The organism is Azospirillum sp. B4 (assembly GCF_000333275.1).
GTDB lineage: Bacteria > Pseudomonadota > Alphaproteobacteria > Azospirillales > Azospirillaceae > Nitrospirillum.
Genome location: NZ_BACU01000562.1, coordinates 1 through 26,249 on the forward strand (window position 1 = coordinate 1; position 26,249 = coordinate 26,249).

28 protein-coding genes and 1 pseudogene are annotated in these 26,249 nt (G+C 69.5%); 13 read left to right on the plus strand and 16 right to left on the minus strand.

Annotated elements, in window-relative coordinates:
• From I55_RS25155 to I55_RS25170, 4 genes and pseudogenes are all read left to right on the plus strand, one after another.
• Nucleotides 1–328: pseudogene (locus tag I55_RS25155) on the plus strand (nitric oxide dioxygenase); the annotation flags it as partial.
• A gap of 148 nt (nucleotides 329–476) precedes the next feature.
• Entirely contained in the window at nucleotides 477–1,043 is a 567-nt protein-coding gene (locus I55_RS25160) for an RNA polymerase sigma factor (protein WP_199902713.1), read from the plus strand.
• A 59-nt stretch (nucleotides 1,044–1,102) separates the two neighbouring features.
• On the plus strand, nucleotides 1,103–1,627 hold the full coding sequence (locus I55_RS25165) for a hypothetical protein (RefSeq protein ID WP_044563469.1): 525 nt from the start codon (nucleotides 1,103–1,105) through the stop codon (nucleotides 1,625–1,627).
• A gap of 247 nt (nucleotides 1,628–1,874) precedes the next feature.
• Nucleotides 1,875–2,480 carry a TetR/AcrR family transcriptional regulator gene (locus tag I55_RS25170; protein ID WP_049974477.1) on the plus strand — a complete coding sequence of 202 codons (606 nt, stop codon included), beginning with the start codon at nucleotides 1,875–1,877 and terminating at the stop codon, nucleotides 2,478–2,480.
• Here I55_RS25170 and I55_RS25175 read toward each other — a convergent pair whose 3' ends face one another.
• Nucleotides 2,481–2,855, minus strand: a complete 375-nt coding sequence (locus tag I55_RS25175; RefSeq protein WP_049974478.1) for an antibiotic biosynthesis monooxygenase family protein — start codon at nucleotides 2,853–2,855, stop codon at nucleotides 2,481–2,483.
• A gap of 140 nt (nucleotides 2,856–2,995) precedes the next feature.
• Here I55_RS25175 and I55_RS25180 point away from each other — a divergent pair, with 140 nt between their 5' ends.
• Nucleotides 2,996–4,198: an acyltransferase family protein gene (locus tag I55_RS25180; protein WP_044563470.1), complete on the plus strand. Its 1,203-nt coding sequence runs from the start codon at nucleotides 2,996–2,998 to the stop codon at nucleotides 4,196–4,198.
• Here the strand turns inward: I55_RS25180 and I55_RS25185 are convergent.
• The gene (locus I55_RS25185) at nucleotides 4,195–5,100 is read right to left on the minus strand and encodes a ketopantoate reductase family protein (protein WP_044563471.1); all 906 of its coding nucleotides are present in this window, start codon (nucleotides 5,098–5,100) and stop codon (nucleotides 4,195–4,197) included. The genes I55_RS25180 and I55_RS25185 overlap by 4 nt on opposite strands.
• Nucleotides 5,101–5,275: 175 nt before the next feature.
• On the opposite strand from I55_RS25185, the gene I55_RS25190 reads away from it, so the two are divergent.
• Nucleotides 5,276–6,013, plus strand: coding sequence for a Crp/Fnr family transcriptional regulator (locus I55_RS25190; RefSeq protein WP_044563472.1), 738 nt, complete (start codon nucleotides 5,276–5,278; stop codon nucleotides 6,011–6,013).
• A gap of 7 nt (nucleotides 6,014–6,020) precedes the next feature.
• Here the strand turns inward: I55_RS25190 and I55_RS25195 are convergent, their stop codons facing one another.
• The 3 genes from I55_RS25195 to I55_RS25205 all read right to left on the minus strand — a co-directional run bounded on the left by I55_RS25195 (nucleotide 6,021) and on the right by I55_RS25205 (nucleotide 8,303).
• Nucleotides 6,021–7,232 carry an MFS transporter gene (locus I55_RS25195; RefSeq protein ID WP_044563473.1) on the minus strand — a complete coding sequence of 404 codons (1,212 nt, stop codon included), beginning with the start codon at nucleotides 7,230–7,232 and terminating at the stop codon, nucleotides 6,021–6,023.
• A gap of 132 nt (nucleotides 7,233–7,364) precedes the next feature.
• Nucleotides 7,365–7,691 (minus strand): YbbC/YhhH family protein, encoded by a 327-nt coding sequence (locus I55_RS25200; RefSeq protein ID WP_083901414.1) that lies wholly within the window; start codon nucleotides 7,689–7,691, stop codon nucleotides 7,365–7,367.
• Nucleotides 7,692–8,303 carry an Imm42 family immunity protein gene (locus I55_RS25205; RefSeq protein WP_044563474.1) on the minus strand — a complete coding sequence of 204 codons (612 nt, stop codon included), beginning with the start codon at nucleotides 8,301–8,303 and terminating at the stop codon, nucleotides 7,692–7,694.
• A 135-nt stretch (nucleotides 8,304–8,438) separates the two neighbouring features.
• Here I55_RS25205 and I55_RS25210 point away from each other — a divergent pair, with 135 nt between their 5' ends.
• The 4 genes from I55_RS25210 (at nucleotide 8,439) to I55_RS37870 (ending at nucleotide 11,150) form a co-directional block, all read left to right on the plus strand.
• A complete protein-coding gene (locus I55_RS25210) occupies nucleotides 8,439–9,149 on the plus strand; it encodes a glutamine amidotransferase (protein ID WP_044563475.1) in 711 nt (236 codons plus the stop codon).
• 38 nt (nucleotides 9,150–9,187) lie between these two features.
• On the plus strand, nucleotides 9,188–9,730 hold the full coding sequence (locus tag I55_RS25215) for a GAF domain-containing protein (protein WP_083901415.1): 543 nt from the start codon (nucleotides 9,188–9,190) through the stop codon (nucleotides 9,728–9,730).
• 212 nt (nucleotides 9,731–9,942) lie between these two features.
• Nucleotides 9,943–10,506, plus strand: coding sequence for an NnrS family protein (locus I55_RS37865; RefSeq protein WP_199902714.1), 564 nt, complete (start codon nucleotides 9,943–9,945; stop codon nucleotides 10,504–10,506).
• Nucleotides 10,461–11,150 (plus strand): NnrS family protein, encoded by a 690-nt coding sequence (locus I55_RS37870; RefSeq protein WP_199902715.1) that lies wholly within the window; start codon nucleotides 10,461–10,463, stop codon nucleotides 11,148–11,150. Before I55_RS37865 ends, I55_RS37870 begins: the two co-directional genes overlap by 46 nt.
• 30 nt (nucleotides 11,151–11,180) lie before the next feature.
• On the opposite strand, the gene cydB is transcribed toward I55_RS37870, so the two are convergent.
• Nucleotides 11,181–12,194: a cytochrome d ubiquinol oxidase subunit II gene (gene cydB, locus I55_RS25225; RefSeq protein WP_044563476.1), complete on the minus strand. Its 1,014-nt coding sequence runs from the start codon at nucleotides 12,192–12,194 to the stop codon at nucleotides 11,181–11,183.
• The gene (locus I55_RS25230; protein WP_044563477.1) at nucleotides 12,191–13,624 is read right to left on the minus strand and encodes a cytochrome ubiquinol oxidase subunit I; all 1,434 of its coding nucleotides are present in this window, start codon (nucleotides 13,622–13,624) and stop codon (nucleotides 12,191–12,193) included. Before I55_RS25230 ends, cydB begins: the two co-directional genes overlap by 4 nt.
• Nucleotides 13,625–14,013: 389 nt before the next feature.
• Between I55_RS25230 and I55_RS25235 the strand changes: the two genes are divergently transcribed.
• From I55_RS25235 to I55_RS25245, 3 genes are all read left to right on the plus strand, one after another.
• Nucleotides 14,014–14,427, plus strand: a complete 414-nt coding sequence (locus I55_RS25235) for a hemerythrin domain-containing protein (protein WP_044563478.1) — start codon at nucleotides 14,014–14,016, stop codon at nucleotides 14,425–14,427.
• A gap of 168 nt (nucleotides 14,428–14,595) precedes the next feature.
• Nucleotides 14,596–15,057 (plus strand): Rrf2 family transcriptional regulator, encoded by a 462-nt coding sequence (locus tag I55_RS25240; protein WP_044563488.1) that lies wholly within the window; start codon nucleotides 14,596–14,598, stop codon nucleotides 15,055–15,057.
• Between the two features lie 118 nt (nucleotides 15,058–15,175).
• Nucleotides 15,176–16,024, plus strand: a complete 849-nt coding sequence (locus I55_RS25245; RefSeq protein WP_083901416.1) for a metallophosphoesterase family protein — start codon at nucleotides 15,176–15,178, stop codon at nucleotides 16,022–16,024.
• 7 nt (nucleotides 16,025–16,031) lie between these two features.
• On the opposite strand, the gene I55_RS25250 is transcribed toward I55_RS25245, so the two are convergent.
• The 9 genes from I55_RS25250 to I55_RS37375 form a co-directional block, all read right to left on the minus strand.
• Complete coding sequence (locus I55_RS25250; RefSeq protein ID WP_044563479.1) at nucleotides 16,032–17,003, minus strand: PDR/VanB family oxidoreductase; 972 nt, start codon at nucleotides 17,001–17,003, stop codon at nucleotides 16,032–16,034.
• A gap of 26 nt (nucleotides 17,004–17,029) precedes the next feature.
• Nucleotides 17,030–17,794, minus strand: a complete 765-nt coding sequence (locus I55_RS25255) for a GntR family transcriptional regulator (RefSeq protein WP_044563480.1) — start codon at nucleotides 17,792–17,794, stop codon at nucleotides 17,030–17,032.
• Entirely contained in the window at nucleotides 17,791–18,939 is a 1,149-nt protein-coding gene (locus I55_RS25260) for an aromatic ring-hydroxylating dioxygenase subunit alpha (protein ID WP_083901417.1), read from the minus strand. Before I55_RS25260 ends, I55_RS25255 begins: the two co-directional genes overlap by 4 nt.
• Before the next feature lie 123 nt (nucleotides 18,940–19,062).
• A complete protein-coding gene (locus I55_RS25265; protein ID WP_049974481.1) occupies nucleotides 19,063–20,310 on the minus strand; it encodes a ComEC/Rec2 family competence protein in 1,248 nt (415 codons plus the stop codon).
• A complete protein-coding gene (locus I55_RS25270; protein WP_252181309.1) occupies nucleotides 20,310–22,736 on the minus strand; it encodes a TonB-dependent receptor in 2,427 nt (808 codons plus the stop codon). The genes I55_RS25265 and I55_RS25270 overlap by 1 nt, the downstream gene beginning before the upstream one ends.
• Before the next feature lie 120 nt (nucleotides 22,737–22,856).
• Nucleotides 22,857–23,834: a FecR domain-containing protein gene (locus tag I55_RS25275; RefSeq protein WP_159107269.1), complete on the minus strand. Its 978-nt coding sequence runs from the start codon at nucleotides 23,832–23,834 to the stop codon at nucleotides 22,857–22,859.
• Nucleotides 23,831–24,373, minus strand: coding sequence for an RNA polymerase sigma factor (locus I55_RS25280; protein ID WP_083901419.1), 543 nt, complete (start codon nucleotides 24,371–24,373; stop codon nucleotides 23,831–23,833). Before I55_RS25280 ends, I55_RS25275 begins: the two co-directional genes overlap by 4 nt.
• A gap of 112 nt (nucleotides 24,374–24,485) precedes the next feature.
• Nucleotides 24,486–24,908, minus strand: a complete 423-nt coding sequence (locus I55_RS37370; protein WP_159107270.1) for a hypothetical protein — start codon at nucleotides 24,906–24,908, stop codon at nucleotides 24,486–24,488.
• 164 nt (nucleotides 24,909–25,072) lie between these two features.
• A partial coding sequence (locus I55_RS37375) for a hypothetical protein (RefSeq protein ID WP_044563483.1) occupies nucleotides 25,073–26,249 on the minus strand: 1,177 nt, incomplete at its 5' end.

Below are 26,249 nucleotides of genomic sequence, written 5' to 3' on the forward strand. Positions count from 1 at the left end.
ACTACATCCCGGCACGGCCAGCAGCGCCACCCACGCCATGGACGCCCATGTCCGCGCCGTCGCCGCCCGGCACCCGGGCATCAAGGTCGCCACCTTCTATGCCGAGCCCCTGGCCGACGACCGGCCGGGCGTCAGCCACGACGTCACCGGGCTGATCACCATCGACTGGCTGCGCGCCAACACACCGCTGGACAAGGCCGACGTCTATCTGTGCGGGCCCAAGCCCTTCCTGCGCGCCTTCGTGGCCGGCCTGTCGCTGGCCGGCGTCCCGGCCGACCGCATCCACTACGAATTCTTCGGCCCCGCCGAGGAATTGATGGCGGCCTGAGCCCCCCTCGCCGCCATCAAAGCTGACACGCCCCCGCCCGCTCCGTACGGGTGGGGGCTTTTTTTGTGGGCGGAACCCGTAAGAAATCCCCTGCGGCCGGGACTACCTTGTCATCAGTGGCGCCCCGAGCGGACGAACCGCAAGCGGGATGAACAGGGACCGGGACATGGACGGCGGGCAGCAAAGCCAGGACAGGCGGTACCAGCAGGCGGCCGACCAATTCGGCCCCGCGCTGGAGCGCCTGGCCCGCGCCTATGAGCGCGACACCGACCTGGCCCGCGACCTGCTGCAGGACATCCACCTGGCGCTGTGGCGCAGCCTGGGCGGCTTCGACGGCCGCGCCTCGCTGCGCACCTGGGTGTTCCGCGTGGCCCACAACACCGGCGCCAGCCATGCCCTGCGCCAGCGCCGCTCCCGCCTGGCCGCCCCGCCGACCAGCCTGGATGAACTGGTGGAAACGCCGGCCCCGGCCGACACCCCCGAACAGGCGGCCGACCGGCGCCAGACGCTGGACCGCCTTTACGATCTCATCCGCCGGCTGAAGGCCCCGGACCAGCAGGTGATGCTGCTGTACCTGGAGGGTGAGGACGCCGCCGCCATCGGCGAGGTGACCGGCCTGTCGCCCGGCACCGTCGCCACCAAGATCCACCGCGCCAAGGCCGTCCTGGCGCGGCATTTCCAACCCGAACACCCCCACAAGGGAGGCCAGCCATGACGGCACCACCCGATGACGTGCAAACCCTTTGGCAAACACAGGAACCGGAGATTCCCCCCATGACCCTGGACGACATCCGCAAGAAGGCCGCCGCCCTGGAACGCCTGGTCCGCCGGCGCACCCTGGTGGAACACCTGGCGGCGGCCATCACCATCCCCCTGTTCGGCGCCTACATCTGGTTGCTGCCCGGCTGGATGCTGAAGGCGGCCAGCGCCCTGGTCATCCTGGGCATCGCCTACATGCAATGGCAGATGAGGCGACGGGCGACGGCCAGGCGGGCCGTGATCGAAGGGGCCGCCGGGGTCGTGCTGGACGGCTATCGCCATGCCCTGACCCGCCAGCGCGACGCCCTGACCAGCGTCTGGCGTTGGTACATCCTGCCCTATGTGCCGGGCCTGGCCCTGATGGTGCTGGGCAGCTGGTTCCAGGTGCAGGGCGACGGGCTGCTGCTGGCCCGCATCATCATCGGCCTGGCCGTGGCCGTCATCGCCCTGGTCCTGGTCGTCATCTGGCTGGCCAACCTGCTGGCCGCAGCCCGCCTGCAACAGCGCATTGATGAGCTGGACCGGCTGACGGCGGGGTGATGTCGACCGGATTCATCCTGTTCAGCCGGACGGTGATCAAGCCGTCCGGCTTCATTGTGGCTATTCTTTCGGCAAATGGCACTTCCACTTGACCGGACCCCTCGGTGTCCCCTCCCGCCGGACGGCGGAAGGGCGCATATCTTTGAGGCGTGTCCAGCGAGCGGACTCAGGGGCTCCAAAGCGATTCCGCTTTTCCCCGATCCGTTCCATGGTGAGCCCCTCCCACCCAGGGAGGAGCCACCCGCAGGTGAAGGAGACCCCCATGGCCCCCGTCGGCCGGCCCCGCAGCGACGCTAGCCACGCCGCCATCCTGAAGGCGACCTATGAGCTGTTGCAGGAGGAGGGTCTGGCGCGCCTGACCCTGGACAAGGTGGCCAGCCGGGCCGGCGCCTCGCGCAGCACGCTGTACCGCTGGTGGCCCAGCCGTGGCGCCATCGCCATGGAGGCGACGCTGGACACCATCAACCGCGAGATGTCGCTGGAACCCAAGAGCGACAACGCCCTGGCGGAATACCGCCGGCTGTTGAAATCGGTGGCCCGGGGCATGCGCGGCAGCACCGGCACCATCCTGGCCGGCATCCTGGCGGAATGCCAGCGCGACCCGGAGACGCTACGCCTGTTCAAAGAGAAGCTGGTGGCACCCCGCCGGGCGGAGGTGGTGCCCCTGCTGGAGCGGGGCATCAAAGACGGTTCCATCCGCCCGACCATCGCGCCGCACACCATCCTGGACATGACGTTCGGCGCCATCTTCCACCAGCTGCTGCTGCACATCCCCACCGATGACGACTGGATGGACGGTGTCATCGACATCCTGGTGAACGGCATCGCCGCCAAGCCGCAATCGGGTGGCTGATCAGCCCAGGCGCATGTAGCTGCCCATGTCGGCCTTGATGCCCCACTGGGCCAGGAAGGCGCCGGGGTTGAAGTCCTGGCGCCGGTATTCCTCCGCCGCGCGGGCCTTGGCCGCGACCATCGCCGCCTCGCTCTCCCACTGCACCAGGGTGACGACGCCGTAATCACCATTGTCCAGCCGCCATTCATAGAGGCCGTGCTGCAGGCAGCCGGGCTGGCCATGCAGAAAGCCATCGATGAAGCGGATACGGTCAACGAAAGCATCCCGCGCCGCTGCGGGCACGGTGAATTTGTCGATGCGATAACGGTGGCTGGCGTCCGCGCACTGCGATGCGGGGGAGGGGGTGGTCATGGAGGCCGTCTCCGACAGGGTCATTCAAAAAGCCCCCGCACGCTAGGACATCAATATAAGTTGAGGTCAAGCGGCAAATCGATCTCTTCAAATCCCGTGTGACAACGCTGTCACAGCATGTCATCGTACGCTCCATAAAAATCGTCGGGGAGGACCGGAGCATCATGACCATCACCACCGCCACAGCCTCCGGCGCCCCCGGTATCGCGGAACCCCGAACATCGGCCCGTCTGCCGTCCCTGGACGTGCTGCGCGGCTTGGCTGTCGCCGGCATGATCCTGGTGGTCAGCCCGGGGGACTGGAACAAGGCCTACGCGCCACTGAAGCACGCGCCCTGGGACGGCTGGACCCTGGCGGACATGGTGTTCCCCACCTTCCTGTTCAGCGTGGGCCTGGCCATCGCCCTGTCCTTCGCCAGGATCGCGCAGGACAGGCGGGCGGCGGGCGTCAAGATCGCGCGGCGCGCCCTGGCGCTGGTCGCCCTGGGCTTGGTGCTGAACGCCCTGCCCTATTTCGACCTGGCGCATCTGCGCCTGCCCGGCATCCTGCAGCGCATCGCCCTATGTTACGTCCTGGCCACCACGCTGTGCCTGGTTACCGTCAGGACGGGGGCGGATGGCTGCCCGACAGTGAACCAGCGGGCGCTGCTGATCGCGATGGTGTTGGTCCTGGTGGGCTATGGGGCCGCGCTGGCGTGGGTGCCGGTGCCGGGCATCGGGGCGGGGCATCTGGACCCCGGCGGCAGCCTGCCGGCCTGGATAGACCGGGGTGTCTTCACGGTGCCCCATCTGTGGCCCTACGGCACCGATGCGGCCGGCGCCGTCGTCTATGACCCCGACGGCCTGCTGTCCACCCTGCCCGCCACGGTCAACGTGCTGGTGGGCGTGCTGGCCGGCACGGCGCTGAAGGCCTCCAAAAGCCGCCTGGACCTGCTGGTCGCCGCCGTTCTGCTGATGGTGGCGGGCCTGGCGCTGGACCCCGTGCTGGTCATCAACAAACGCATCTGGACCAGCAGCTTCGCCCTGTTCAGCGGTGGCTTTTCCCTGGCTGTCCTGGTCGTCCTGTCGGTGCTGCTCGATCAGGGGCCCACCGCCCTGCCCCAGGCGCTGAGTTTCCCCTTCCGCGTGCTGGGCGGCAACGCCATCCTGGCCTTCACCCTGTCACAGATCCTGTGCGCCATCGGCGGCGTGCCCCTTATCGTCACCGCGCAGGGGCGCATCACCCCACAGGGCTGGGGCGACAGGCTGGCGGGGGCGGTTTTCGCCGATCCCTACCTGGCATCCTTCGTCTGTGCGCTGGGCATCCTGAGCCTGGTGGTGGTGGTGCTGCTGCCCCTGCACCGCAGGGGCCTGCATGTGCGGCTTTAGACGGCCAGGGCGGGCTTGGCCTCCACCACCTTGACCAGGGCCAGCAGGGTGCGGTTGACCGGGGTGGGGATGCCCAGCGCCGCCCCCTGGCGCACGATGTGGCCGTTCAGGTAGTCGATCTCGCTGCGCTTGCCCCGGGCCAGGTCCTGGGCGGTGGACGAATATTGGTTGGGCATGGCCGCGGCCAGGGCCAGCACCCGGTCCAGGATGTCGTCGGCCACGGCGATGCCCCGGGCGCGGGCCACGGCCACCGCCTCCGCCACCACGTCGGTCATGACATCGGTCACGCCGGGCACCGCCACCAGCCCGCCGTAGGTGACCTGGGTCACCGCCGACAGGGCGTTGTAGGCGCAGTTGATGATCAGCTTGTCCCACAGGGCGGCGGTGACGCCGGCGGATACCGTGGCCGGAATGTTGGCCGCCCGCAGCACCTCGGCCACCCGCGCGCTGTCCGGCCCCGGGCCCAGGATCAGGTCGCCCCGGCCGTGGTGGCGCACATGGGCGGGGCCCGCCATGTCGGTCGCGACATACACCACCACCGGCACCACCGGCCGGCCCAGCACGGCCGCCAGCCGGTCGGCGTTGTCGACGCCGTTCTGCATCGCCAGCACCACGGCGCCCGGCTTCAAATGGGGCAGCATGGCGCGGCCGGCACCTTCCGTATCGGCGGATTTCACGCAGAACAGCACCAGGTCGGCATCGGCCAGCGCCTCCGGCCCCGCAGCGGCGCCGATGGCGACTTGGCCGTCGAATCCGTCCTTCATCTGCAGCCGCAGTCCATGGGCGCGCACCGCATCCACCAGGGCCGGGCGGCCCACCAGGGTGACGGCATGGCCGGCCCGGGCCAGCAGCCCGCCGAAGAAACAGCCGACGGCGCCGGCCCCCATGACACCGATGTTCATCCTGCGTATCTCCCGTGTGGCGGCGCGTCTTTCGCTACGCGGCGTTGCGGTTAAGGTGCGGGGGATAGGGAAGCGGCGCAACGGCCCATCGCTCATCCCTTCCCTGCCGCCAGCGCATTGGCGCCTGGGGCGCCCACCCTTCTTTCGCCCAGGCCGCGGGGATATCCTGGCACCTATGCCGCCGACCGATGCCCGCCCCGCTTCCAACACCGCCTGGCCGCCGCAATCGCTGGCGGGCCTGGAGCTGTTCCGGGGCCTGGAGCCCGCGGCGCTGGCGGAGGTGATGGCCGCCGCCCTCGTCCGCGCCGTGCCCCGCCACACGCCGCTGTTCCACCAGGGTGATCCGGCCCAGCATTGCCACGCGCTGCTGAGCGGCGGGGTGCGCGTCAGCCAGACCAACGCGGCCGGGGCGCAGGTGGCCCTGCGCTTCATCGGGGCGGGGGAGATGTTCGGCACCGTGCCCCTGTTCACCGACCGCCTGTACCCCGCCGACGCCGAGACGGTGGCCGACAGCGTGGAGATCCGCTGGACGGAGGCGACCCTGCGCCAGCTGATCACCCGTCATCCCGCCATCGCCCTGAACCTGGTGACGGTCATCGGCCGCCGGCTGATGGAGGTGCAGGACCGCCTGCGCGAGGTGACCACCGGGCGGGTGGAGCAGCGCCTGGCCCGCGCCCTGCTGCGCCTGGCGGCCCGCGGCACGGCGTCGGCGGCGGGGACGGCCCTGGCCTTCCCCCTGACCCGCAAGGATTTGGCCGAGCTGTCCGGCACCACCCTGCACACCGCCAGCCGCACCCTGGCGGCGTGGGAGAAGCGGGGATGGCTGTCCAGCGGCCGCCCCAACGGGCGGGCACGCATCACCCTGCACGACCAGGCGGCGCTGGCCGCGATGGCGGAGGACGGGCGGGAGTAAGGAACGGTCAGGCCTTCACGCCCTCTCCCGGCCGGAAGAACAGCGCCAGCAGGACGGCCCCCACCAGGGCCAGCGCCGTCGGCACCAGGAACAGGGCGCGGTAGTCCACCGCCGCCTGCGGGCCGGCCGCCGTCTCCACCACCACGGTCCAGCGGCTGGTCAGCGCCGGGAAGACGAAACTGGCGATCACATTGCCCACGCCCAGGATCAGCAGGTTGAACAGGCCCTGGGCGCTGACCCGGACATCCTTGGGGAAGGCGTCGTCGACGAAGATGTAAACCGTGGCGAAGAAGAAGGCGTAGCAGACGCCGTGCAGCAGCTGCACCGCCACGATGGCAGGCACGCTGTCCGCCAGGAAGGCGAAGACCAGGAAACGGGCGGCATGGCCCAGGATGCCGATGATCATGGTCAGCCGCCAGCCCAGGCGGGCCAGCACCCGGCCCAGCACCACCATGGTCGCCATCTCCGCCACCTGGCCCAGGCTCAGCACCACCATGCTGAGGTTGCCGGCGATGCCCACCCGGTTGGTGAGGAAGGCGTCCGACATGACGAAATAGCCGTTGTGGACCACGGCGTCCAGCAGGGTGACCAGGAACAGCACGGCCACCGCCGGTTGGCGCAGGCAGGCGATGGCCCGGCGCCAGGCCAGCCGGTCGACCGCACCTTCCGCCCGGGGCGGGGTGTGCGGCAGGGCCAGGGCGTAGGCCGCCATGGCGAAGGAAAGGATGGCAGCGACCAGGAAGATCCAGCGCACCTGCTCCGCCGTCGCCTGGGCGTCCAGCAGGAAGACGAAGGGCCAGCTGGCCAGCACCCAGCCCAGCGTGCCGCCCATGCGCACCGCCCCGAACTCCCGCGCCGGCTGGGCCAGGTTGGCGAAGGCCAGCGTGTTGGCCACCGACAATGTTGGCACATAAACCAGGCTGTAGCCCAGGAAGCAGGCGAAGAAGGGCCAGAAGTCCGTGGCGAACCCCACCCCCACCAGGCACAGGCCGCCGGCCAGATGGCTGACCGACAGGAAACGCTCCGCCGAGAAACGGCGGTCGGCGAACTGGTTGGAAAAGAAGATGCCGATGACGGAGGCGATGCCCCAGGCGCTGCCGACCAGCGCCTGCTGCCCCGGCCCGAAGCCCAGCATGGACATGTAGGGGAACAGCTTGGGCGCCCAGGCGCCCCAGATGGCGATCTGAAGCGCCATCATCACCAACAGGCGCATCCGCATGCCCGTACCCCCTCCCCCTTTATCCGACCCGCCGTCCCAAGCGCGGGTTGGCCCGACTATTAGGCCCGATGAAGTCTGATGTAAACCATTACATAGAGTCATGAAGGGAGGTAAGCGCGTTAAACGGCGGCGCTATTTGCCGTGAATCATCTCCAGGATCTGGCCCGTCCGCTTGTCAATCACCACGTGGGCGGTACCGCCGACCCAACCACGCGGCAGGTATCCATTAACCACCCATCGGCCATCCTCCAGCGTGGCCGTCAGCGGCTTCTCCGACTCTATCGTGGCCTTGCCGTACACGGGAATAAGCACCGCCTCGGCGATGGCGACCGCCGTCTTCTCATCGGGCACGTAGCCGGCTTCGGGAACATAAGTGGCCGCCAAGGCCGCTGGGGCGGATAAGCAGGCGGCAACCAGCAAGGACGCCGACAGCGAGGCTCTCAGACCGGGAATGGGCATTCAATCCTTCACCTGAAATACGGTGTAACGGGGCGCCGGATCATAGTCCTGCGCGGCCAGCGCAGCCTTCCAGTCCTGCTCAAAAGCCTGATCCCAGCGGTCCAACAGGCCGTAGAACGCGTCGGCGTTCATCCAGGCCTCCGCTACAGTGGCCACGATTTCTTCCCGATTGCCTTCGTTCATGCAGCCGATCAAACGGACCTGATCGCCCACGTCGAAATGCAAGACGTGGCTGCCGTCATCGAAGGCCGCATCCGCCGGCCATTCGATCTGCCGGTCGCCTACCAGGCGGGATACATCGGAGGCCGAGAACCCGCCGAAGAATACTTCGTCCTGGCATTCCTCCAAATAAACCGCGCCCAATACACCGTACGCGATCGCTCCCGCATCAGGTTCATCAGCAAAGGGAGCCTGATGGCTTCCCCGCGCATCGCGCCTGTCCTGCGTCCAGCCGGCCATAAAGCCCAGGACGGTGGCATCGTGCTGACGGCGGCCAAACCGGCGGCCGGCGATATAAAGGTTGTAAAAACCCAGCCCCTTGAGGGATGAGGTCGAATAGGCCTCGGTAAATTCCCATTCAATGGCGAATACGGTGGGGTCGCCGATGATCATGCGGTCCTGGCCCTGGCCTTCCTATCCTCGTGGGCTAGAAGTAACACGGGCGACAGCCGCCCCAAAATCCCCTACCCGCCGCCGTCCCCCAACCCTTATAACGGGCCTCCCCATGCTCCGAGACGGGAGGTCCCCATGTCGCGTTCCAGGAAAGCCGTGGCGCTGCGCCACGTGGCGTTTGAGGATCTGGGCCTGCTGGCGCCGGTGCTGGCGGACGGGGGCTGGGCCGTGGAGTATCGCGAGGCGCCGGTGGACGACCTGGGCGACGCGGCCGTGGCCGACGCCGGGCTGCTGATCGTCCTGGGCGGCCCCATCGGGGTGTATGAGGAAGAGGCGTATCCCTTCCTGACCCGGGAGATCGCGCTGCTGGAACGGCGGCTGGCGGCCGGGCGGCCCACCCTGGGCATCTGCCTGGGCGCGCAGCTGATGGCGCGGGCGCTGGGTTCCCGCGTCTATGCCGGGCATGCCAAGGAGATCGGCTGGGGTGCCTTGGAGCTGACGGAGGCGGGGCGGGCGTCCTGCCTGGCGCCGCTGACCATCCCGGGGGCGCAGGTGCTGCACTGGCACGGCGACACCTTCGACCTGCCGCAGGGTGCCGACCGGCTGGCGTCCAACCACCTCTATCCCAACCAGGCCTACGCCCATGGCACAAACGCCCTGGCCCTGCAGTTCCATGTGGAGGCCGATCCCGCGCGGCTGGACCTGTGGTACGTGGGCCACGCGGCGGAGCTGTCGGCCGCCGGCGTGTCGGTGCCGGAGCTGCGCGCCGGCGCCGCTGTGATGGCCACCCGCGCCGCCGACCAGGCGCGGCGTATACTGACCCCCTGGCTGGCGCGGCTGGACTGAGCCCCACCATCCCATTCCATCCTCAAGGACGCCTGACCATGTTCCAAGCCCGCACCCCCGACACGCCGCGCGACCCCGACACGCCGCGCGACAAGGCCACGCTGTACCGCGACCTGGCGCTGGACCTGACCGGCCTGCTGACGGACGAGCGTGACGCCATCGCCAACGCCGCCAACCTGTCCGCCCTGCTGTTCACCACCCTGCCCGATCTGAACTGGGCCGGCTTCTACTTCATGCGCAACGCGGCGAAAGGCAACCACGGCGGCACGCGTGAACTGGTGCTGGGCCCGTTCCAGGGAAAACCGGCCTGCGTGCGCATCGCCGTGGGCCGGGGGGTGTGCGGCACCGCCGTGGAACGGCGCCAGTCCGTGCTGGTGGAGGACGTGCACGCCTTCCCCGGCCACATCGCCTGCGACGCCGCCTCCCGTTCCGAGCTGGTGGTGCCGCTGATGCTGGACGGCCAGGTGCTGGGCGTCATCGACCTGGACAGCCCCAACCCCGCCCGCTTCGATAGGCAAGACCAGGCCGGTATCGAGGCCCTGGCGGAACTGTTCGTCGCCGGCAGCGACTGGCCGCTTTAAGTTTGCCCTGCGGGCGCGGGCATCCGCCCGCTTGCCATCCTCGTTTTCCAGTCCGCTGACGCTCCCCGGAAAACTGCGGGGCCTGCGGTCGCAGGCCTGGGAGATGGCGGCCGACGCGTTGTTTGCGCCAGCACAACGATGAGGGATGAGGGGAAGCCCATCCTGGACGGGATCGCGCCGGTTGCGGCGCTTCCGTCTGGAGGGTCTTCCCCATGGCCACCGCGCCCCGCCCCTACACCGGCCCCCTGCTGCTGGCCGAGGGTTTCCGTCCGTTCTTCCTGGCGGCCGCCGGCTGGGCCGTGCTGGCGCTGGGCCTGTGGGTGGCGCTGCTGACCGGCGCGCTGTCCGGTCCCTCCGGGCTGGATCCCCTGGCCTGGCATATCCATGAGATGCTGTTCGGCTTCGTCATGGCGGGGGTGGCGGGCTTCATCCTGACCGCCATTCCCAACTGGACCGGCCGGCCGGCACTGCGCGGCCGCCCCCTGGCCGTCCTGGTCGCCCTGTGGGGCACCGCCCGGCTGCTGGCCCTGGCCAGCCTGGTGGCGACCCCGCCGGCCCTGCTGGTGGTGGCGGTGGACGCCGGCCTGCCCCTGGCCCTGGCCGCCCTATGCCGCGCGCCAGGTTGTGGCCGCGCGCAACTGGCGCAACCTGGTGATGGCCGTTCCCCTGCTGGCGCTGACCGTCGCCGACGGGCTGATGATCGCCGAGGGGGCGGGGATGGCGGTGCCGCATGGCCTGGGCTGGCGCCTGGCCCCGGCCGCCGTCGGTCATCCTGATCTCCGCCATCGGCGGGCGCATTATCCCCGCCTTCACCCGCAACTGGCTGGTGAAGCGGGGTGCCACCGCCCTGCCCCCGGCCAACCCCGGCCTGGTGGACAAGCTGGCGCTGGCCAGCCTGCATTCCGGATTGCTGGCCTGGGCCTTCCTGGCGAACACGGGAGGTGCCGGCGGGATGGCGGCCGGCGGGCTTTTGCTGGCGGCCAGCGCCCTGAACCTGGCGCGCCTGGCCCGCTGGCGGGGATGGACCACCCTGGCCGAACCGCTGCTGACCATCCTGCACGTCGGTTATCTCTGGGTGGTAGCAGGGGCGGCCCTGCTGGGCGGCACCCTACTGACCAGTGCCGTGCCCCCGGCCGCCGCCATCCACGCCCTGACCGCCGGGTCCATCGGCACCATGATACTGGCGGTGATGAGCCGGGCGTCGCTGGGCCACACCGGCCGCGCGCTGACGGCCGACCGGGTTACGGTCTGGGTCTACCTGATGGTCAATGGCGCCGCCTTGTCCCGCATCGTCGCCAGCATCATGGGCGGCCTGTCGCTGGGCCTGCTGGCCCTGTCGGCGGTCCTGTGGATCGCCGCCTTCGCCCTGTTCGCTGGCCGCTACACCCCCTATTGGTGCCGGCCCCGGGTGGCGGGCTGAGGGGACGGGCCCGCCCGTCCCCTCAGCGGCTCAATGATATCCGGCGTCCGCCTTCACCTTGCCGCGGAAGACCCAGTAGGACCAGCCGCTGTACAGCAGGATGATGGGCAGCAGGAACAGGGTGCCGACCAGCAGGAAGGCCTGCGTGCTTTCCGAGCTGGCGGCGTCCCACAGGGAGTATTTGTGGGGCACGATGTTGGGCCATAGGCTGATGGCCAGGCCCAGGTAGGCGGTGACGAACAGGCCGATGCCGTAGACGAAGGGCCAGGCGTCGTGGTCCCGGCCCAGGCTGCGCCAGGTGGCCCCGGCCAGGACCAGGGCGGCCAGCGGCACCGGCGCCAGGAAGGCGATGTTGGGCCAGCTGAACCAGCGCTGGGCGATGTCCGGCAGGGCGTAGGGCGTCCACAGACTGACGATGGCGATGCCGGCCAGGACCAGGACCAGGGCGCGGCGCCCCTGCACCCGGGCCCAGGCCTGCAATTCCCCTTCCGTCTTCAGGATCAGCCAGCCGGCGCCCAGCAGGGTGTAGCCGGCCATCAGGGCCACGCCCGTCATGACGGAAAAGGGCGTCAGCCAGTCCATGGACCCGCCGGTGAAATGCCGCCCCTCCACCTGGAAGCCCTGGATGAAGGCGCCCAGCACCGTGCCCTGGGCGAAGGTGGCGACGGCCGAGCCATAGGCGAAGGCGTTGTCCCAGAAGCCCCGGTGTTCCTTGTCCTTGAAGCGGAACTCGAACGCCACGCCGCGGAAGATCAGGGCCAGCAGCATCAGCAGCACGGGGAAGTAGAGCGCGGGGATGATGATGGCGAAGGCCAGCGGGAAGGCCGCCAGCAGGGCCAGGCCGCCCAGGATCAGCCAGGTCTCGTTGCCATCCCAGATGGGGGCGATGCTGTTCATGATGATGCCGCGCGACGTGCTGTCCGGGTTCAGGCCGTAGAGCATGCCGACGCCCAGGTCGAAGCCGTCCAACAGCACGTAGAAGAAGACACCGGCGCCCAGGATCACCGTCCAGACGCCGACCAGGTCGAGGATGGGGCCGTTCATCGCGCATCTCCTTGGCCGGCGGACGTGGTGGCATGGGTCAGCGGCAGGGCCGCCACCGGCTGCGCCGGGCGGCCGCTTTCCACCGGGGTGTCGTTCTCCGCGTCATGGTCCAGCGGGCCGTTGCGCACGATGCGCCGCAGGAAGAAAATCCCGGTGGGATAGATCAACAGATAGACCGCCAGGTACATCAGCAGGCTGACCAGGACGTCCACGCCGGTCAGCGACGGCGTCACCGAGTCCGCCGTGCGCATCAGGCCGTAGACGGTCCAGGGCTGGCGCCCCACCTCCGTCGTCGTCCAGCCGGCCAGCACGGCGATGAAGCCCAGGGGCCCCGCCCATTGCAGGCCGCGCAGATACCAGCCGGTGGTGTAGAGCCGCCCGCCCCAGCGCAGCAGCCAGCCGACGGCGACGATGGCCAGCATGAGCAGCCCCACCCCCACCATGACGCGGAAGGCCCAGTAGACCACCAGCACCGGCGGCCGTTCGTCGGCCGGGAAGTCCTTCAGCCCCTTCACCGCCCCGTCCCAGTGATGGGTGAGGTAGAGGCTGCCCAGCTTGGGCACGGCGATTTCCAGGTGGTTGGTTTCCGCCTTCTGGTCGGGAAAGCCGAAGAGCGAGGCGGGAACGCCCGTCCCGCCCTCCCACAACCCTTCCATGGCGGCCAGCTTGGCCGGCTGGTGTTCCAGGGTGTTCAGGCCGTGCATGTCGCCCAGCACGATCTGCAGGGGCACGAACAGGGTGAGAAAGCCCAGGGCCATGCGCATCATCACCCGCGCCTCCTCCACGAAGCGGCCCTTGCGCAGGGTGTAGGCGCCCACCGCCAGCACGACGAAGGCGGTGGTGACATAGAAGCCGCTGACCACATGCGCCAGGCGGTAGGGAAAGCTGGGGCTGAAGACGATATCCACCCAACTGGCCGGGAAGAAGCGGCCATCGATGATGGTGTAGCCCTGGGGCGTCTGCATCCAGCTGTTCACCGCCAGGATCCAGAAGGTGGAGAGCAGGGTGCCCAGCGCCACCATGGTGGCCGCCACGAAATGGGCCCAGGGCGGCACCAGCTTGCGCCCGAACAGCAGCACGCCCAGGAAGGCGGCCTCCAGGAAGAAGGCCGTCAGACCCTCATAGGCGAACAGTGGGCCGACCACGTTGGAGACGGCGTCGCTGAAGCGGCTCCAGTTCGTGCCGAACTGGAAGGGCATGACGATGCCGCTGACCACGCCCATGCCGAAGGTGACGGCGAACAGGCGGATCCAGAACTTGGAAATGGCGAGATAGACGGGGCGCCCGGTCCAGGCGTGCAGGCCCTCCAGCATCGCGATGTATGAGGCGATGCCCACGGTGAAGGCTGGCAACAGAATGTGCCAGGCCACCACCCAGACGAACTGCATGCGGGAAAGGATCAGGGGGTCCAGCAGGGAATTGGACGTCATGGGACTGGTCTCCTTCTGTAACCGCCGGGGGTGGAGCCTGTCCTCGGTTACGATACCCCCGGCGTTGTCTTGAGGCGCAGGGTCCGCCCGGAGAAACGCGTCGTCCAGCAGACGATTTGTCCAAGGGACCATCGACCGGTGGGGCATGGATACAGCGGTGTCGTTGCGCCCGGCGGAATGCCGCCCGTTCAAAATGCTAAGGGGGCACGGTCCCGGCCGCTTTCCCGCCACCCCCGGGGCAGCGAGGGGGGGACCCCGGAAACGACGGCCATCACAGCCGGGACCGCATGACACCCATAACAAATACGGCGCCCTATAACATGTAAAAACTATGCATCTTATATCCACCACGAGCACGACAGACCTTCCAAGAACGGAGACCTCGCCCCATGTCCACCTTGACCGACCGCCTGCGCCACGACCACGCCGACCTGCGCCAGGTGCTGGAGCGCGTGCGCACCCTGGGCATCGGCACGCCCGAGGGCCGCGCCACCCTGCTGGACGCCCGCGCCCTGTTCGTGGAACACATCCAGCGTGAGGACGCGGAATTCTATCCGGCGCTGCGCGGCCTGGCCCGCATCGATCCGGGCGCCCAGGCCCACGCGGATCAGTTCGCCACCGAAATGAAAGCGATCAGCACCGCCATCCTGGGCTTCTTCGACAAATACCGCGACGGCGGCTCGGGCCTGGAATTCGCCATCGACTTCGGCCGGATGCACGCGATGCTGCACCTGCGCTGGTACAAGGAGGAGTCCATCCTGTATGCCCGTCACGACAGCCTCGCGGCCAAGGCCGCCGCGTGACCCACGGTCCTGGCGGATGAACCCGCCCGGTGATCCGGGCCCGCGGCTTTTTGGAACGGCGCGGGCCCATCCGAAGAACAGGATTGAAGATGCCGGCGCAGCACTTATAACTGACGGGTATAAATGTATCGGCCATGCCGTTTTGGCCACCCTGTCGCCGAGGTCATCATGCGGTTGTCGAGTTATACGGATTACGCGCTGCGCACGCTGGTGTTCCTGGCGCTGAAGTCCGACGGGCTGGCCACCATCAACGACATCGCGCAAACCTATGAGATCTCCAAAAACCACCTGATGAAGGTGGTGCACCAGTTGAGCCAGCTGGGCTACATCGAGGCGGTACGGGGCCGGGGCGGCGGCCTGCGCCTGGGCCGCAAGGCGGAGGATATCCGCATCGGTGACGTGGTCCGCGCCACGGAACAGGAGTTGGACATCCTGGAATGTTTTTCCGGCACCTCCCCCGCCCTGTGCCGGCTGAACCCGACCTGCGTGCTGAAGTCCGCCCTGAAGGAGGCCTTGCAGGCCTTCCTGGGCGTGTTGGACGACTACACCCTGGCCGACCTGGTGAAGCCGCGCCGCACCCTGGCGGGCTTGCTGGACCTGCCGCTGCCGGCCGTCGCCGCCCCGCATTGACGGGCGCGCATGCCCTGTGCCCACCCCTGACCTGCGATGGCATGCCGTTCGCGATGGGTGACAAGGGGCCGTCCTGCCCGTACCGTCGATATCCGTTTCCGCGATGTGGCCTTCCGCGATGCTGAACCGACTGCGCGCCGCCTTCCGCCCAGCACGGCCCGCCCCCGATGGGGACCCACCCGGTGGCCGGAAGCCACGGGCGCCAGCCGGGCATGTGCTCTATGCCGTGGGTGACGTCCATGGCGAGCTGGGCCTGCTGCGTCAACTGCTGGACACCATCGTCCAGGACCACGCGGCGCTGGCGGCCCGCCACGGCCCGCTGACGCCCGTGTTGATCATGCTGGGCGACTATGTCGACCGGGGGCCGGACAGCCGGGGGGTCATCGATCTGCTGCGTGGCGGCGCCGACGCCACCGGCCGCACCCTGGACGACCTGCTGCCCGGCTTCGCCCGCCACTATCTGCGGGGCAACCACGAACAGACCATGCTGGACTTCCTGTCCGACCCCATGGCGGCCCTGCGCTGGCTGGACTTCGGCGGGCTGGCCACGCTGCGCAGCTATGGCCTGCCGGTGGTGCTGGAGGGGGCGCCGGTGCTGCAGGCCCAGGCCTTGAGCGAGGCGCTGGACGCCCAGTTGCCCCCCTCCCACCGCCGCTTCCTGGAGGGGCTGGAATACAGTGTGGTCCACGGCGACTATGCCTTCGTCCACGCCGGCATCCGCCCAGGCGTGCCGCTGGAGGAACAGATGGCGGAGGATCTGCTGTGGATCCGGGCGCCCTTCATGCTGGACGAGGGGCCGCATGAGAAGGTCATCGTCCACGGCCACACCATCGTGCCCGACGTGGACATCCTGCCCCAGCGCATCGCCGTCGACACCGGCGCCTACCGCAGCGGCCGCCTGTCCGCCGTGGTCCTGCACGGCGCGGACGTCCGCATCCTGGACGCCCGCCGGCCAGCCCCGCTGTAGGCCCCCCTCACCCCGCCCGGTGCCCCGTGTCCAGGGTCACGGTGCCGGTGGCGCGGGAGACGCAGACGCACATCTGGCGGCCTTCCGCCTTCTGGCGGTCACTGAGGAAGACGTCGCGGTGGTCCAGGCCGCCAGCCACGTCCAACACGTCCAGGGCGCAAAGGCCGCATTCGCCGCGCTGGCAGTCGTACATCAAATCGGCCCCGGCCTCGCGCAGGGCCGCCAGCAAGGTCTGGTCGGGGCGCACCGTCACCTCCAGGTCCAGGCGCGGCACGCGGGCGACGAAGGGCTGGGCCGGCTGGCCACCGCCGGCGCCGAAGGTTTCCAGCCGGAAATCGGCCGGCGGCCGGCCCAGCGCCGCCCAGGCCTGGCGCGCCGCCGCCATCATGGGGGCCGGGCCGCAGATATAGACCTCGCCCCCCGGCGCCACCCGCCCCAATTCGGCCGCGAGGTCGATGGCCTGGCCCTCGGCGTCCAGGAACACCTGTAGCCGGTCGCCTAACAGGGCGCGCAGCTCCTCGCCAAAGGCCAGGTCCTGCCCCCGGCGGACGGCGTAGAGCAGGCGGACGGGGGCGCCCCGGCGGGCCAGGGCCCGCGCCATGGATGAAATGGGAGTGATGCCGATGCCGCCGGCGATCAGCAGGTAGTCCGGCCGGCCAGCCGACAGCGCGAAATGGTTCAAGGGGGCGCTGATCGTCAGCCGGGCCCCGGGCGCCAGCCCCCACAGATAGGCCGAGCCACCCCGGCTGTCGGCCAGGCGCTTCACCGCGACGCGCAGCACGCCGTCGCCCGGCTCCCCGATCAGGGAGTAGTGGCGCACCTCCGGCCGGCCCTCGATCATCACCTCCACCTGGATGTGCGCCCCGGGCCCGTAGGCGGGTATCGCCCCCTCCGGCACAATGTCGAACTGCCGGACGCCGTCGGCCACGTCGCGGGTGGCCAGCAGGCGCGCCGGACCCCATTCCGCCTTGAAACCCATGGGTCGTTCCTTTCCCGTAACAGTCTTCAGGGCCGCCCGGCGGCCAGGCGCAGCAACGATCCGCCGGGCAGGCCGGCCAGCCGATCGCCGTCGCTGAGCGCCGCGCGCAGGCGGCGCTGGGCCACCCGGGCATGCTCCGCCGCCAGCGCCTCGGCCCGGGCGCCCTCCCCCCGACCGATGGCCTCCAGCAGCAGGCGGTGCTGTTCCTGGGCCACCACCAGGGTGTCGCGGCCCACCGGCTCCGTCGCGTGCAGTTGCACGAAGGCGGAGGGGCTGGCGAAGGGCTGGGCCGCCGCCTGCTCGATGGCGCGGGCCACCACACCGCTACCCGACAGGCGGGTCAGCTCCTCATGGAAAAAGGCGTTGAGGCGGACATAAGTGTCGAAGTCGTCCTCGCTCAGCACCGGCTTCGCCACCACCCCGTCCAGCGCCGCCACACAATCGCGCAAGGGGGCGAGGTCGGCGGCGCCGGGCCGGCGCTCGGCCGCCAGGCGGGCGGCCAGACCCTCCAACGTGCCGCGCACCTCGATGGCGGCGGCCAGATCGGCGGCGGTGAAGGCGCGGACGACGAAGCCGCCGCTGGCCCCGGGCGTCACCAGCCCCTCCTGGGCCAGCCGCTCCAGCGCCAGGCGCACGGGCGTGCGCGACACGCCCAGCCGCTCCACCATGGCCGGTTCCGACACCCGCCTGCCGGGTGGCAGCTCCCCCGCCAGGATCAGCTCGCGCAGGCCCTGCTGGGCCCGCACCACCTGCATGCCCCGGCCCTCCTCCTCCGCCACCGCCGGCTTCATTCCGCCGCCTCCGCCACCGGCCGAGCCCCTTCGGCGGCGATCATGCGGTCGATCAGGCGGCGGGCCCACATGCCACCGGCGTCGATGTTCAGGTTGTAGAAGCGGCGGTCGGGGTGGCTTTCGATGGCACGCTGCTGCGCCTCCAGCACCTCCTCATCCTCACCGAAGATGCGGTGCACGCCTTCCCGCAGCTCATGGGTCAGGCGCTGTTCCATCACGCGGTAGTTGCGGCAGAAGGCCCAGAAGTAAAGGCAGCTGCCGTTGGTTTCCGGCGTGATGGTGTTCAGGACATAGCCGTTGACGCCTTGGCCGCGATCACCCTCCGGCGCGCCGGTGCCGGCCGGGGCCACACCCACGTCGATGGCGATGGTGCAGGGCGCCTCGAACCGGATGATCTGCCAGCGGTCGACCTTGCCCGGCTTGCCCAGTTGCGCGGCCCAGAAGGGCGGCGGGTCGATGCCATGCATCCAGCGGGTGACGGTGGCGGTCTTGTCGGTATGCGTCACCTGAAACGGCGCCTCCGCCACCGCGTCGTTGCCGATGCTGGACCCATGCACGAAGGTCTCGTGCGTCAAGTCCATCAGATTGTCCAGCACCAGGCGATAGTCGCACTTCACCGTGATCAGCCGGCCGTCCCCCGCCCAGTCGGGATCATGGTTCCAGTGCAGGTCGGGCACCAGGGCCGGATCGGCCAGCGCCGGGTCCCCCATCCATACCCAGAGGAAGCGGTGCCGTTCCACCACGGGATAGGACCGCACGCAGGCCGCCGGGTTCAGCGTCTCCTGGGAAGGCATGTGGGTGCAGCGGCCGTTGGCGGCGTATTCCAGGCCGTGATAGCCGCAGCGGACGCCGTCGCCTACCAGCCGGCCTTTGGACAGGGGCACCAGGCGGTGCCAGCACGCATCCTCCAGCGCCACCGGGGTCCGGTCCAACTGGCGATAGAACACCAATTGGGTGCCGCAGATGGTGCGGGGGAACAGGGCGCGGCCCACCTCATGGTCCCAAGCGGCGGCGTACCAGGCGTTGTCGGGCCAGGCCTTGGCCGGCGCGTCCGTTCCCGTGGCTGATATCCCCCTGGCTGAAACCAGTGACCGGCCGGCGACCCAGGCGGGCCCGTCCGACTGTCCATGATGATCCTGACCCATGGTTCCGTCCCTCCGCTTTTGCTTATGGGATATATGTACCCTAAGGCGGAGTTGCATGCAACTTGAGTCATCAAGTACTGATTATGGGCTTTATCAGCTTAATATCGATCAATATGCATGCATCTATCGCCTACACTGATACGAACCGCAGGCCAGGACGATACCGCCCCGCTCCCGGCTCGCGTCCAGGACGAAGATGCGATAGCTGTCGCCGCCGGGGGCGACCCGCACCACCACATGACCCTGGCGGCCGCGCAGGGCGGGCAGGAAGCGCTGGTTGACCTGGGCCGCCGCCGGCAGCAGTTCGGTGGCGAAGACGTCGCGGGGGCGGGCCCCTGGCCAGGCGCCGGTCAGGCGTTCCATCTGCGCCATGCCCGGGTGGGTCACGTGCCATGAGGGGATGATATAGGCCTGGGCGTCCAGCAGGCGCACGAAGTCCGGCCCGCAGGCGTCGAAATAGCCGTGGTGGTCGGCCACCGCCACCTCCACCCGGCCGCAAGCCGCCACCACCGGCGTTTCCACGTCCATCCAGGGGAAACGGCCGTCACGCGTGGCCGCCGTCAGGTCACCGCCGGTGAAATAGCGGAAGCGGCCATAATCCAGCCGCAGCGCCAGGGAGGCCATGTTCTCATTCGGCCGGTCGGCGGGCGCCAGGGTGGCGACATCGGGAAACAGGGCGCGGCTGCCTTCTCCCTCCCCCGTCCACACCCGGCCGTTGCCCGCCAGCATACGCACCGCGAAGCCGGCCGCACTGTCGCGCGACCGCACCTGGTCCGCCGCCCCCACCCGCACCGACTGCACCCCCCGGCCGGCCCGCGCCCGCGCGTCCAGCCAGGCGCGGTAGTTGGTGGCGAAGGGGGCGGCCAGGGGCGGGACGGCGCCATAGTCGGGATAGGCCCGGTCGATCACCAGGGCCGCCGCCATGAGGCGGTCGACCTCCGCCACCCCCGTCAGGCGATAGTCGCCATCGGGTGCCATGGCCTGGTCCGGTGCCACGTCGCCGACATGGTCGGGATGGATATGGGTGACCACCAGGTAATCCAGACTGTCCCGTCCGGCGGCGCGGGCCTGACTCAGGGCGTAGCGCGCCACCCATTCCCCCGGGCGGCGGCTGGCGTCGGGCCGGCGCGGGGCGATCAGGTCGCCATCGTCGTTGTTGGCGCCGCAGTCGATCAGCATCGTGGTGCCGTCCGGCCCCAGGATGAAGGTGGCGTTGCCCCGGCCGGTGTCGATGTGATGGATGTCCAGTGTGCCCGGCGTCCAGGGCGGCAGCGCATCCCCCGCCCCCGCCCCGCGTGAGGCGCCCGCCGCCAGCAGCAGGCCCCCGCCCAGGCCGGCGCAGAACCGGCGGCGATCCAGGGTGCCGGCCATCAGAACGACGCCGTCAGGGTGGCGCCGAAGGTGCGGGGCGCGCCCAGGTATTCCGACAGCACGCCGGCGGTGGAGGGAGTCAGCAGATAGTCGGTGTCGAACAGGTTCTTGCCCCACAGCGCCAGGCGGTAGCGGCGGTCCGCCGTCTCGAAGGCCACGCTGGCGTTCACCAGGTCATAACGCGGCACGAACAGCTGCGGGCTTTTGGTGGCGCCGGTGTAGTAGTCGTCAACCCAGGAATAGCTGATGTTCCCGCTGAGGAAGCCCAGCTCCCCCAGAGGCCGTTCATAGCTGGCCGTCACCGCCGCCTTGTGCTTGGGGGAGGAGCCCAGGGGATGGCCGGTGTTGTCCACCACCCTGGGAATGGCGAAGTTGTCGTAGGCCGTGTCGAGATAGGCATAGACGGCGGTCAGGTCCAGGCCCGGCAGGGGATGCAGGCCCAGCTCCAGCTCCGCCCCCTGGGAGGTCGCCTTGGCGGCGTTCAGGATGGTGCCGATGCCGGTGACGGTGTTCTGCACGAATTCCTGCTTGTCGCGATAATCCAGGCGGAACAGCGACAGGTTGGCGGTCAGCTTCTGGTCCCACCAGCCGGTCTTGGCGCCCACCTCATAGTTGGTCACCTTTTCCGGATTGAAGGGGGTGACGATGGCGGCGAAGCTGGACGCCTCGGTGTTGTAGCCGCCGGAGGTGAAGCCCTTGGCCACGCTGGCGTACAGCATGGCGTCGGGCACCGGCCGCCAGGACAGCACGGCGCGGGGCGTGAACTGGGCCCAGGCGCTGTCGAGGTTCCCGGTGGCGAAGCCCGCCGCCGGCGTCAGGTAGTTGGTGCGGACCAGGTTGCCCTGCTTCTCATCCAGGGTGTAGCGGCCGCCCAGGGTCAGCTTCAGGTCCGCCGGCAGGTTGAGGGTGCCATCGATGAAGCCGGAGATGCTGTCGGTGGCGACCGCCTGGTTGGCCCGCTGGTTGGTCACCACCTGGCCGGTGCGCGCCGCGTAATTGCGGGTCTGCAGCACGCGGCTGGCATCCTCATTCAGATAATAGACGCCGGCGACGAACGTGCCGACGTCCCATTCCGGGCTGGTGTAGCGCACCTCTTCGGAGAAATCCTTCACGTTGTCGGCATCGTCGTTCATCTGCTGGCTGCCACTGGTGAGGAAGGCGAAGTTGGCGCCGGTGGACGAATAGCGCTCCACCGAGCGGGACAGGCGATAGGCGGTGATGGCCGTGACGGTGCCGGTGCCCACGTCGATCTCGGTGTTGTTGGCGAAGCCCGCCATGTGACGGGTGAAATTCTGCGGGAAGCCCAGTTCGGAGGTGCGCGGGTTCCTGTCGTTGCCGCCACCCAGCGACGACAGGGCGCGCCCGCCGTTGTGATCATCGGAATAGTCCAGGGTGAACACCGTCTCCACCCGGCCGGCGCGGGCCCGCACCTGGCCGCGCACGTTGGTGCTGTCCAGATCGTCCTCCGCCCGTCCCGTCAGGCGGTCGCGGCCGAAACCGTCATGGCTTTGCCGCGACACCACCAGCTTGGCCGAGACGTTGTCGGCCACCGGGCCGCTGACCAGGGCGTTGGCCTCCACCACGTTGTAATTGCCATAGCCGATGGAGACCGCGCCCTCACCGGTGGTGAAGGACGGCTTGCGGGTGGTCAGCAGGATGGCGCCGCCGGTGACGTTGCGGCCGAACAGCGTGCCCTGCGGCCCGCGCAGCACCTGCACGGAATCCAGGTCGAACAGGTCGAACACGGCGGCGGAGCTGCGGGTGATGAACACGTCGTCCAGCACCACGGCCACCGGCCGGTTCACGCCGATCTGGGTGAAGGTGTTGCTAGCGCCCCGGATGGCGATGGTGGGGCTGCTGTAATTGAAGGAGGAGACCAGCAGGCCCGGCGTCACCCGCGACACGTCCTGCAGGTTGGTGATGCGCTGGTCGCGCAGGGTCTTGGCCGGCAGGGCCGTCACCGCCACCGGCACATCCTGCAGTTTCTCCTCGCGCCGCTGGGCGGTGACCAGGATTTCCGTCAGGTCGGCGGTGGCCAGCTGGGTACCACCCGCCGCCGCATGCGGCACGGCCTTCCGCACCACCAGGCCGCCGCCGGCGTCGGCCACCACCTCCAGCCCGCTGCCGGCCAGCAGGCGGACCACGGCGTCCCACACGCTCATCTGGCCATCGACGGCCGGCGCCGTGCGCCCCGCCACCATGTCGGGCGTGAACAGGATGTTGGTGTCGGTCTGGCGCGACAGCGCCTCCAGCGACGCCGCCAGCGGCTGGGCCGGCAGTTGCACCCGCGCCTGGGCTTGAGCGGTACCCGCCGGCGCCTGGGCCTGGGCCGGAACGCCCCCCGCCACCAGGCAGGCCAGCGCCGTGCCCACGATCAAGGGGCCGCGCAACCGCCCGACCGTCCATTTCCCGCGATGAAACACCATGATTTTCCCCCGAGTGACAGGGCTGGTTCCCAGCCTCTTTTCCCTCGACGCCGGGGCCCCGCGTTTACCTCACCCCGCTTTGGGAAATTTCATGGAAATGTCATGGTCGCCGGCAGGTCCTCACCTCGCCAGGGTCAGCCGCTCCCCCTGCCCCACCACCCGCAGGGTCAGCAGGGTGCCGACGGAGCGGGCGAAGGCGGCGTTGTCGCCCACGCGATAGGTGCCGCTGACCCGCAGGGCCGCCACATCCGGCGCCACCGACAGCTTCACGGCGCTGTACCGGTTCATCTCTGCCACCGCGGCGGCCAGGGTGTCGTCGCGGAACACCGCACGGCCACCCTGCCAGGCCACCGCGTCGGCCACGTTGGGCTGGTTCATCCGGATGCCAGCGGAAGCGGCCACCAACTGCTGGCCCACGGCCAGGCTGACGGGGGCGGCGTCGCCCGGCAACCCCGTCACCTGGGCGCCGCCGGTCAGCAGGGTGACGGTGACGTCGTCGGCGTCCCGGCGGATGTCGACCTGGGTGGCACCCGGCTGCGCCCGCACATGACGGCCGCCGGCCTCCACCTCGAAGGGGCGCGGATCGGTGGTGGCGGTGGTGAAGCTGGCACGGCCCCGCACCAGGGCCACCCGGCGCGCCTTGTCATCCAGCCGCACGCGGATTTCGCTGTCGGTGTCCAGGATGACCCGGGTGCCGTCGGCCAGGATCACACGGCGCTGTTCGCCCACGGCGGTGCTGTAGACGGTGGCGCCGGCCCCCCGCCAGAAGCCGACACCGCCCACGGCCAGGACCAGGGCGCCGGCGACACCGGCCAGCACCAGGCGGCGGCTGGGCGTGCGCACGCCCGACGTAGGGGATGGGCGCGCCGCCAGGCTGGCGCGCTCGGCATGCAGGCCGCCGGCCACGTCCCACACGGCGGTCATATGCTCGAAGGCGGCGGCATGCGCGGGATCGGCGGCGCACCAGGCGCGGAAGGCGGCCTCGGTCTCCGCCGTGCGGTCGGGAGCGTGCAGGCGCGCCATCCAGGCCGCGGCCTCGACATCGGCCGCGTCATGGAACGCCGCAGTGCTTGAACCCGCCCGGGACACCTGTCTCACCAACCCTTGGCCCATTCCGCCAACGCCAGGGCCGCCTTGGCGATGTGCTTCTCCACGGCGCTCTGGCTGATGCCCAGCCGCGCCGCGATCTCATGGTATTTCAGCCCGTCCAGCCGGTGCATCAGGAAAATCTCCCGCGTGCGCGGCGGCAGCTGGGCGATGCCCTGCCGCACCCGGTCCAGGCGCTGGCGGGCGGCGTAGACCTCATCCTGCAGGGGGGCCTGGTCGGCCAAGGTTTCGGCCAATCCCTCATCCAGCGGGGCGGCCGATGCCTGGCGCTTGGCGCGGCGATGTTCGTCCAGCGCGCTGTTGGCGGCGGCGCGCACCAGGAAGGCCTCAGGATTGCGCACCGGTTCCCGGGCGCGGTAGGCCTCCAGCTTCATGAAGGCGGCGTGCAGGTGGTCGTCCACGTCCTGCGCCCCGGTCAGGCGCGCCAGCTGCCGGCGCAGGCGCGCCCACAGGGTATGGCTGGCCAGGCTGTCCGGACGGGACACCTGGTCCGGAAAGGACGCCGGGGAATCCTCGGGGGGCTGGTTCATGGGGCGGGTTCCGTCGGCCGGTGCGTCGGGCATACGCGCGTACGATACCGCAGCCGGCGCACCCCCGGAAAGGGTGCGCCGCGCTACAGCTGTTCGCCCCGCCGTGTAGGGGTCAGGCCCGGCCAGTTCCCGCCATCGCCTGTCCCGCCTCCGGCGCGTTCACCAGCATGTCGGCGTGGTCCAGCAGGTGTTGGCGGATCTGGCGGGCGCCCAGGCCGGTGTCCGCCAGGCTGTGGCTGTTGAACACGGCGTGGTCGCCGTCGGCCCGGCGCAGGCCGTGGGCCCACAGGTAGAAGTCGCCGCTGGCGGCCTCCATCACGATGTCGTCCAGGCCGGCGCCCAGGCGCTGCATCTCCGCCGGGCTCAGTTCCGCGACGAAGACGATGAAGCGGCGCACGGACTCGTCGTTCTCGCGGTTGATGCGCAGGATGTGGCGGATGCCCTGCTCCATCAGCGCGTTGATGCTGGTGCCATCCAGCGCCGCGCGGATCTTGATCTGCCGCAGCAGGTCGGGCTCCAGACGGAAGGTGGTCATGACCCGCTGGTCCCCGGGACGGTCCTTTTGTTTGGCGGTGGCTTTTTCCGGCATGACGGTCCTGGCTCCTCTTTGGGAATCGGCCCGTCCCATCAAGCTTTCATGATGGCACGGACCCCTGGGAAAAGGCCCGACCCCCGAAGGAGCCGGGCCCGGTGTGAGACTTAGAACGGGTAGAAACGGAACGCGGTGTAGAGCACGGTGTCGTCGGTGCTGGGGCTGCCGCCGACGCCCTGGAAGGCGTCGCGCCGCAGGTATTCCGCCTGCATGCCGAACTGCATGGTGCCCATATTGCCGTGGTAGAACTTCCACCAGAAGCCGCCGGTCATTTCGCGGACCGCCCGGGTGTTGCCGGTGCAGGCGAGCGACGAATTCTCGGTGAAGCAGCCAGTGTTGATCGACAGCGCGTTGCCGTAACCGTAGGCCTTGCCGCCGACGGTGAAGGCCTTGCTGTCCACCTGCTCCAAGCCGTAATAGGCGTACAGGTCCCAGTCGGGATCCGGATGGCCGACCAGGCCGGCCAGCGTCGTGACCTCGGTCAGCGGCGACAGGCGGCCATAGGGATTGACGGTGGCGTCGGGCAGACCCGCGGAGGCGTAGCGGCCGACACCTTGGCCGACCATGGCGCTGGCCTGGAAGTCCAGCAACTTCGGCACCAGCGGCAGGACGGCGGCGCCACCGACGCCCCAACCGGTTTCCGTATAGTTCTGACCGGCGGCGCGGCTCTGGAACTCACGCGCCAGGCCGAACACTTCGTAATGGCCCCAGCCCGGCTCCGCCGCGAATTTCATCACCAGGTCGGGCGCGATGTCGGTGGAGTAGTTGGCGGTGGAGTTCAACAGCGAACCGCCGGTATTGGTGTAGCTGGCGGCGACAACCGAACCGCCGGAGGAGATGGAGGCCTGCGGACCTTCCAAGGCGACGGCCAGCCAGTATTTCTTGTCCCAATCCTTGACCGCGCGGAACGTCCACGCGCGCGTCCAGTCGAAGCCGACCGCGTACTGGGCGTCGGGGCCGGCCGGCAACAGCTCGTTGCGCGGGGTGATGCCCGTGCCCATCTTATCGGTCGTGATCAAGCTGAAGGTCTGGCCGGCCAGCAGGTGCCAGCCACTGTCGTTCCAGTCGGCCGTCAGGAAGCCATGGCGCATACGCGGCACGTAGCTGTTGCTCTGTCCGCTGTTGGAGGTGACGCCGGCGCCCAGGAAATCCGCCTCGAAATAGGCGCCCAGGTGGGTGGCGGGGCCGACATCGGTTTCCGCCAGCATGGACACGCGGCTCTGGCGCGCGCTGCCACGGAATTCGCCGCGGTCGTAGTTCGATGAGTTCTGAACGGAATGCCGG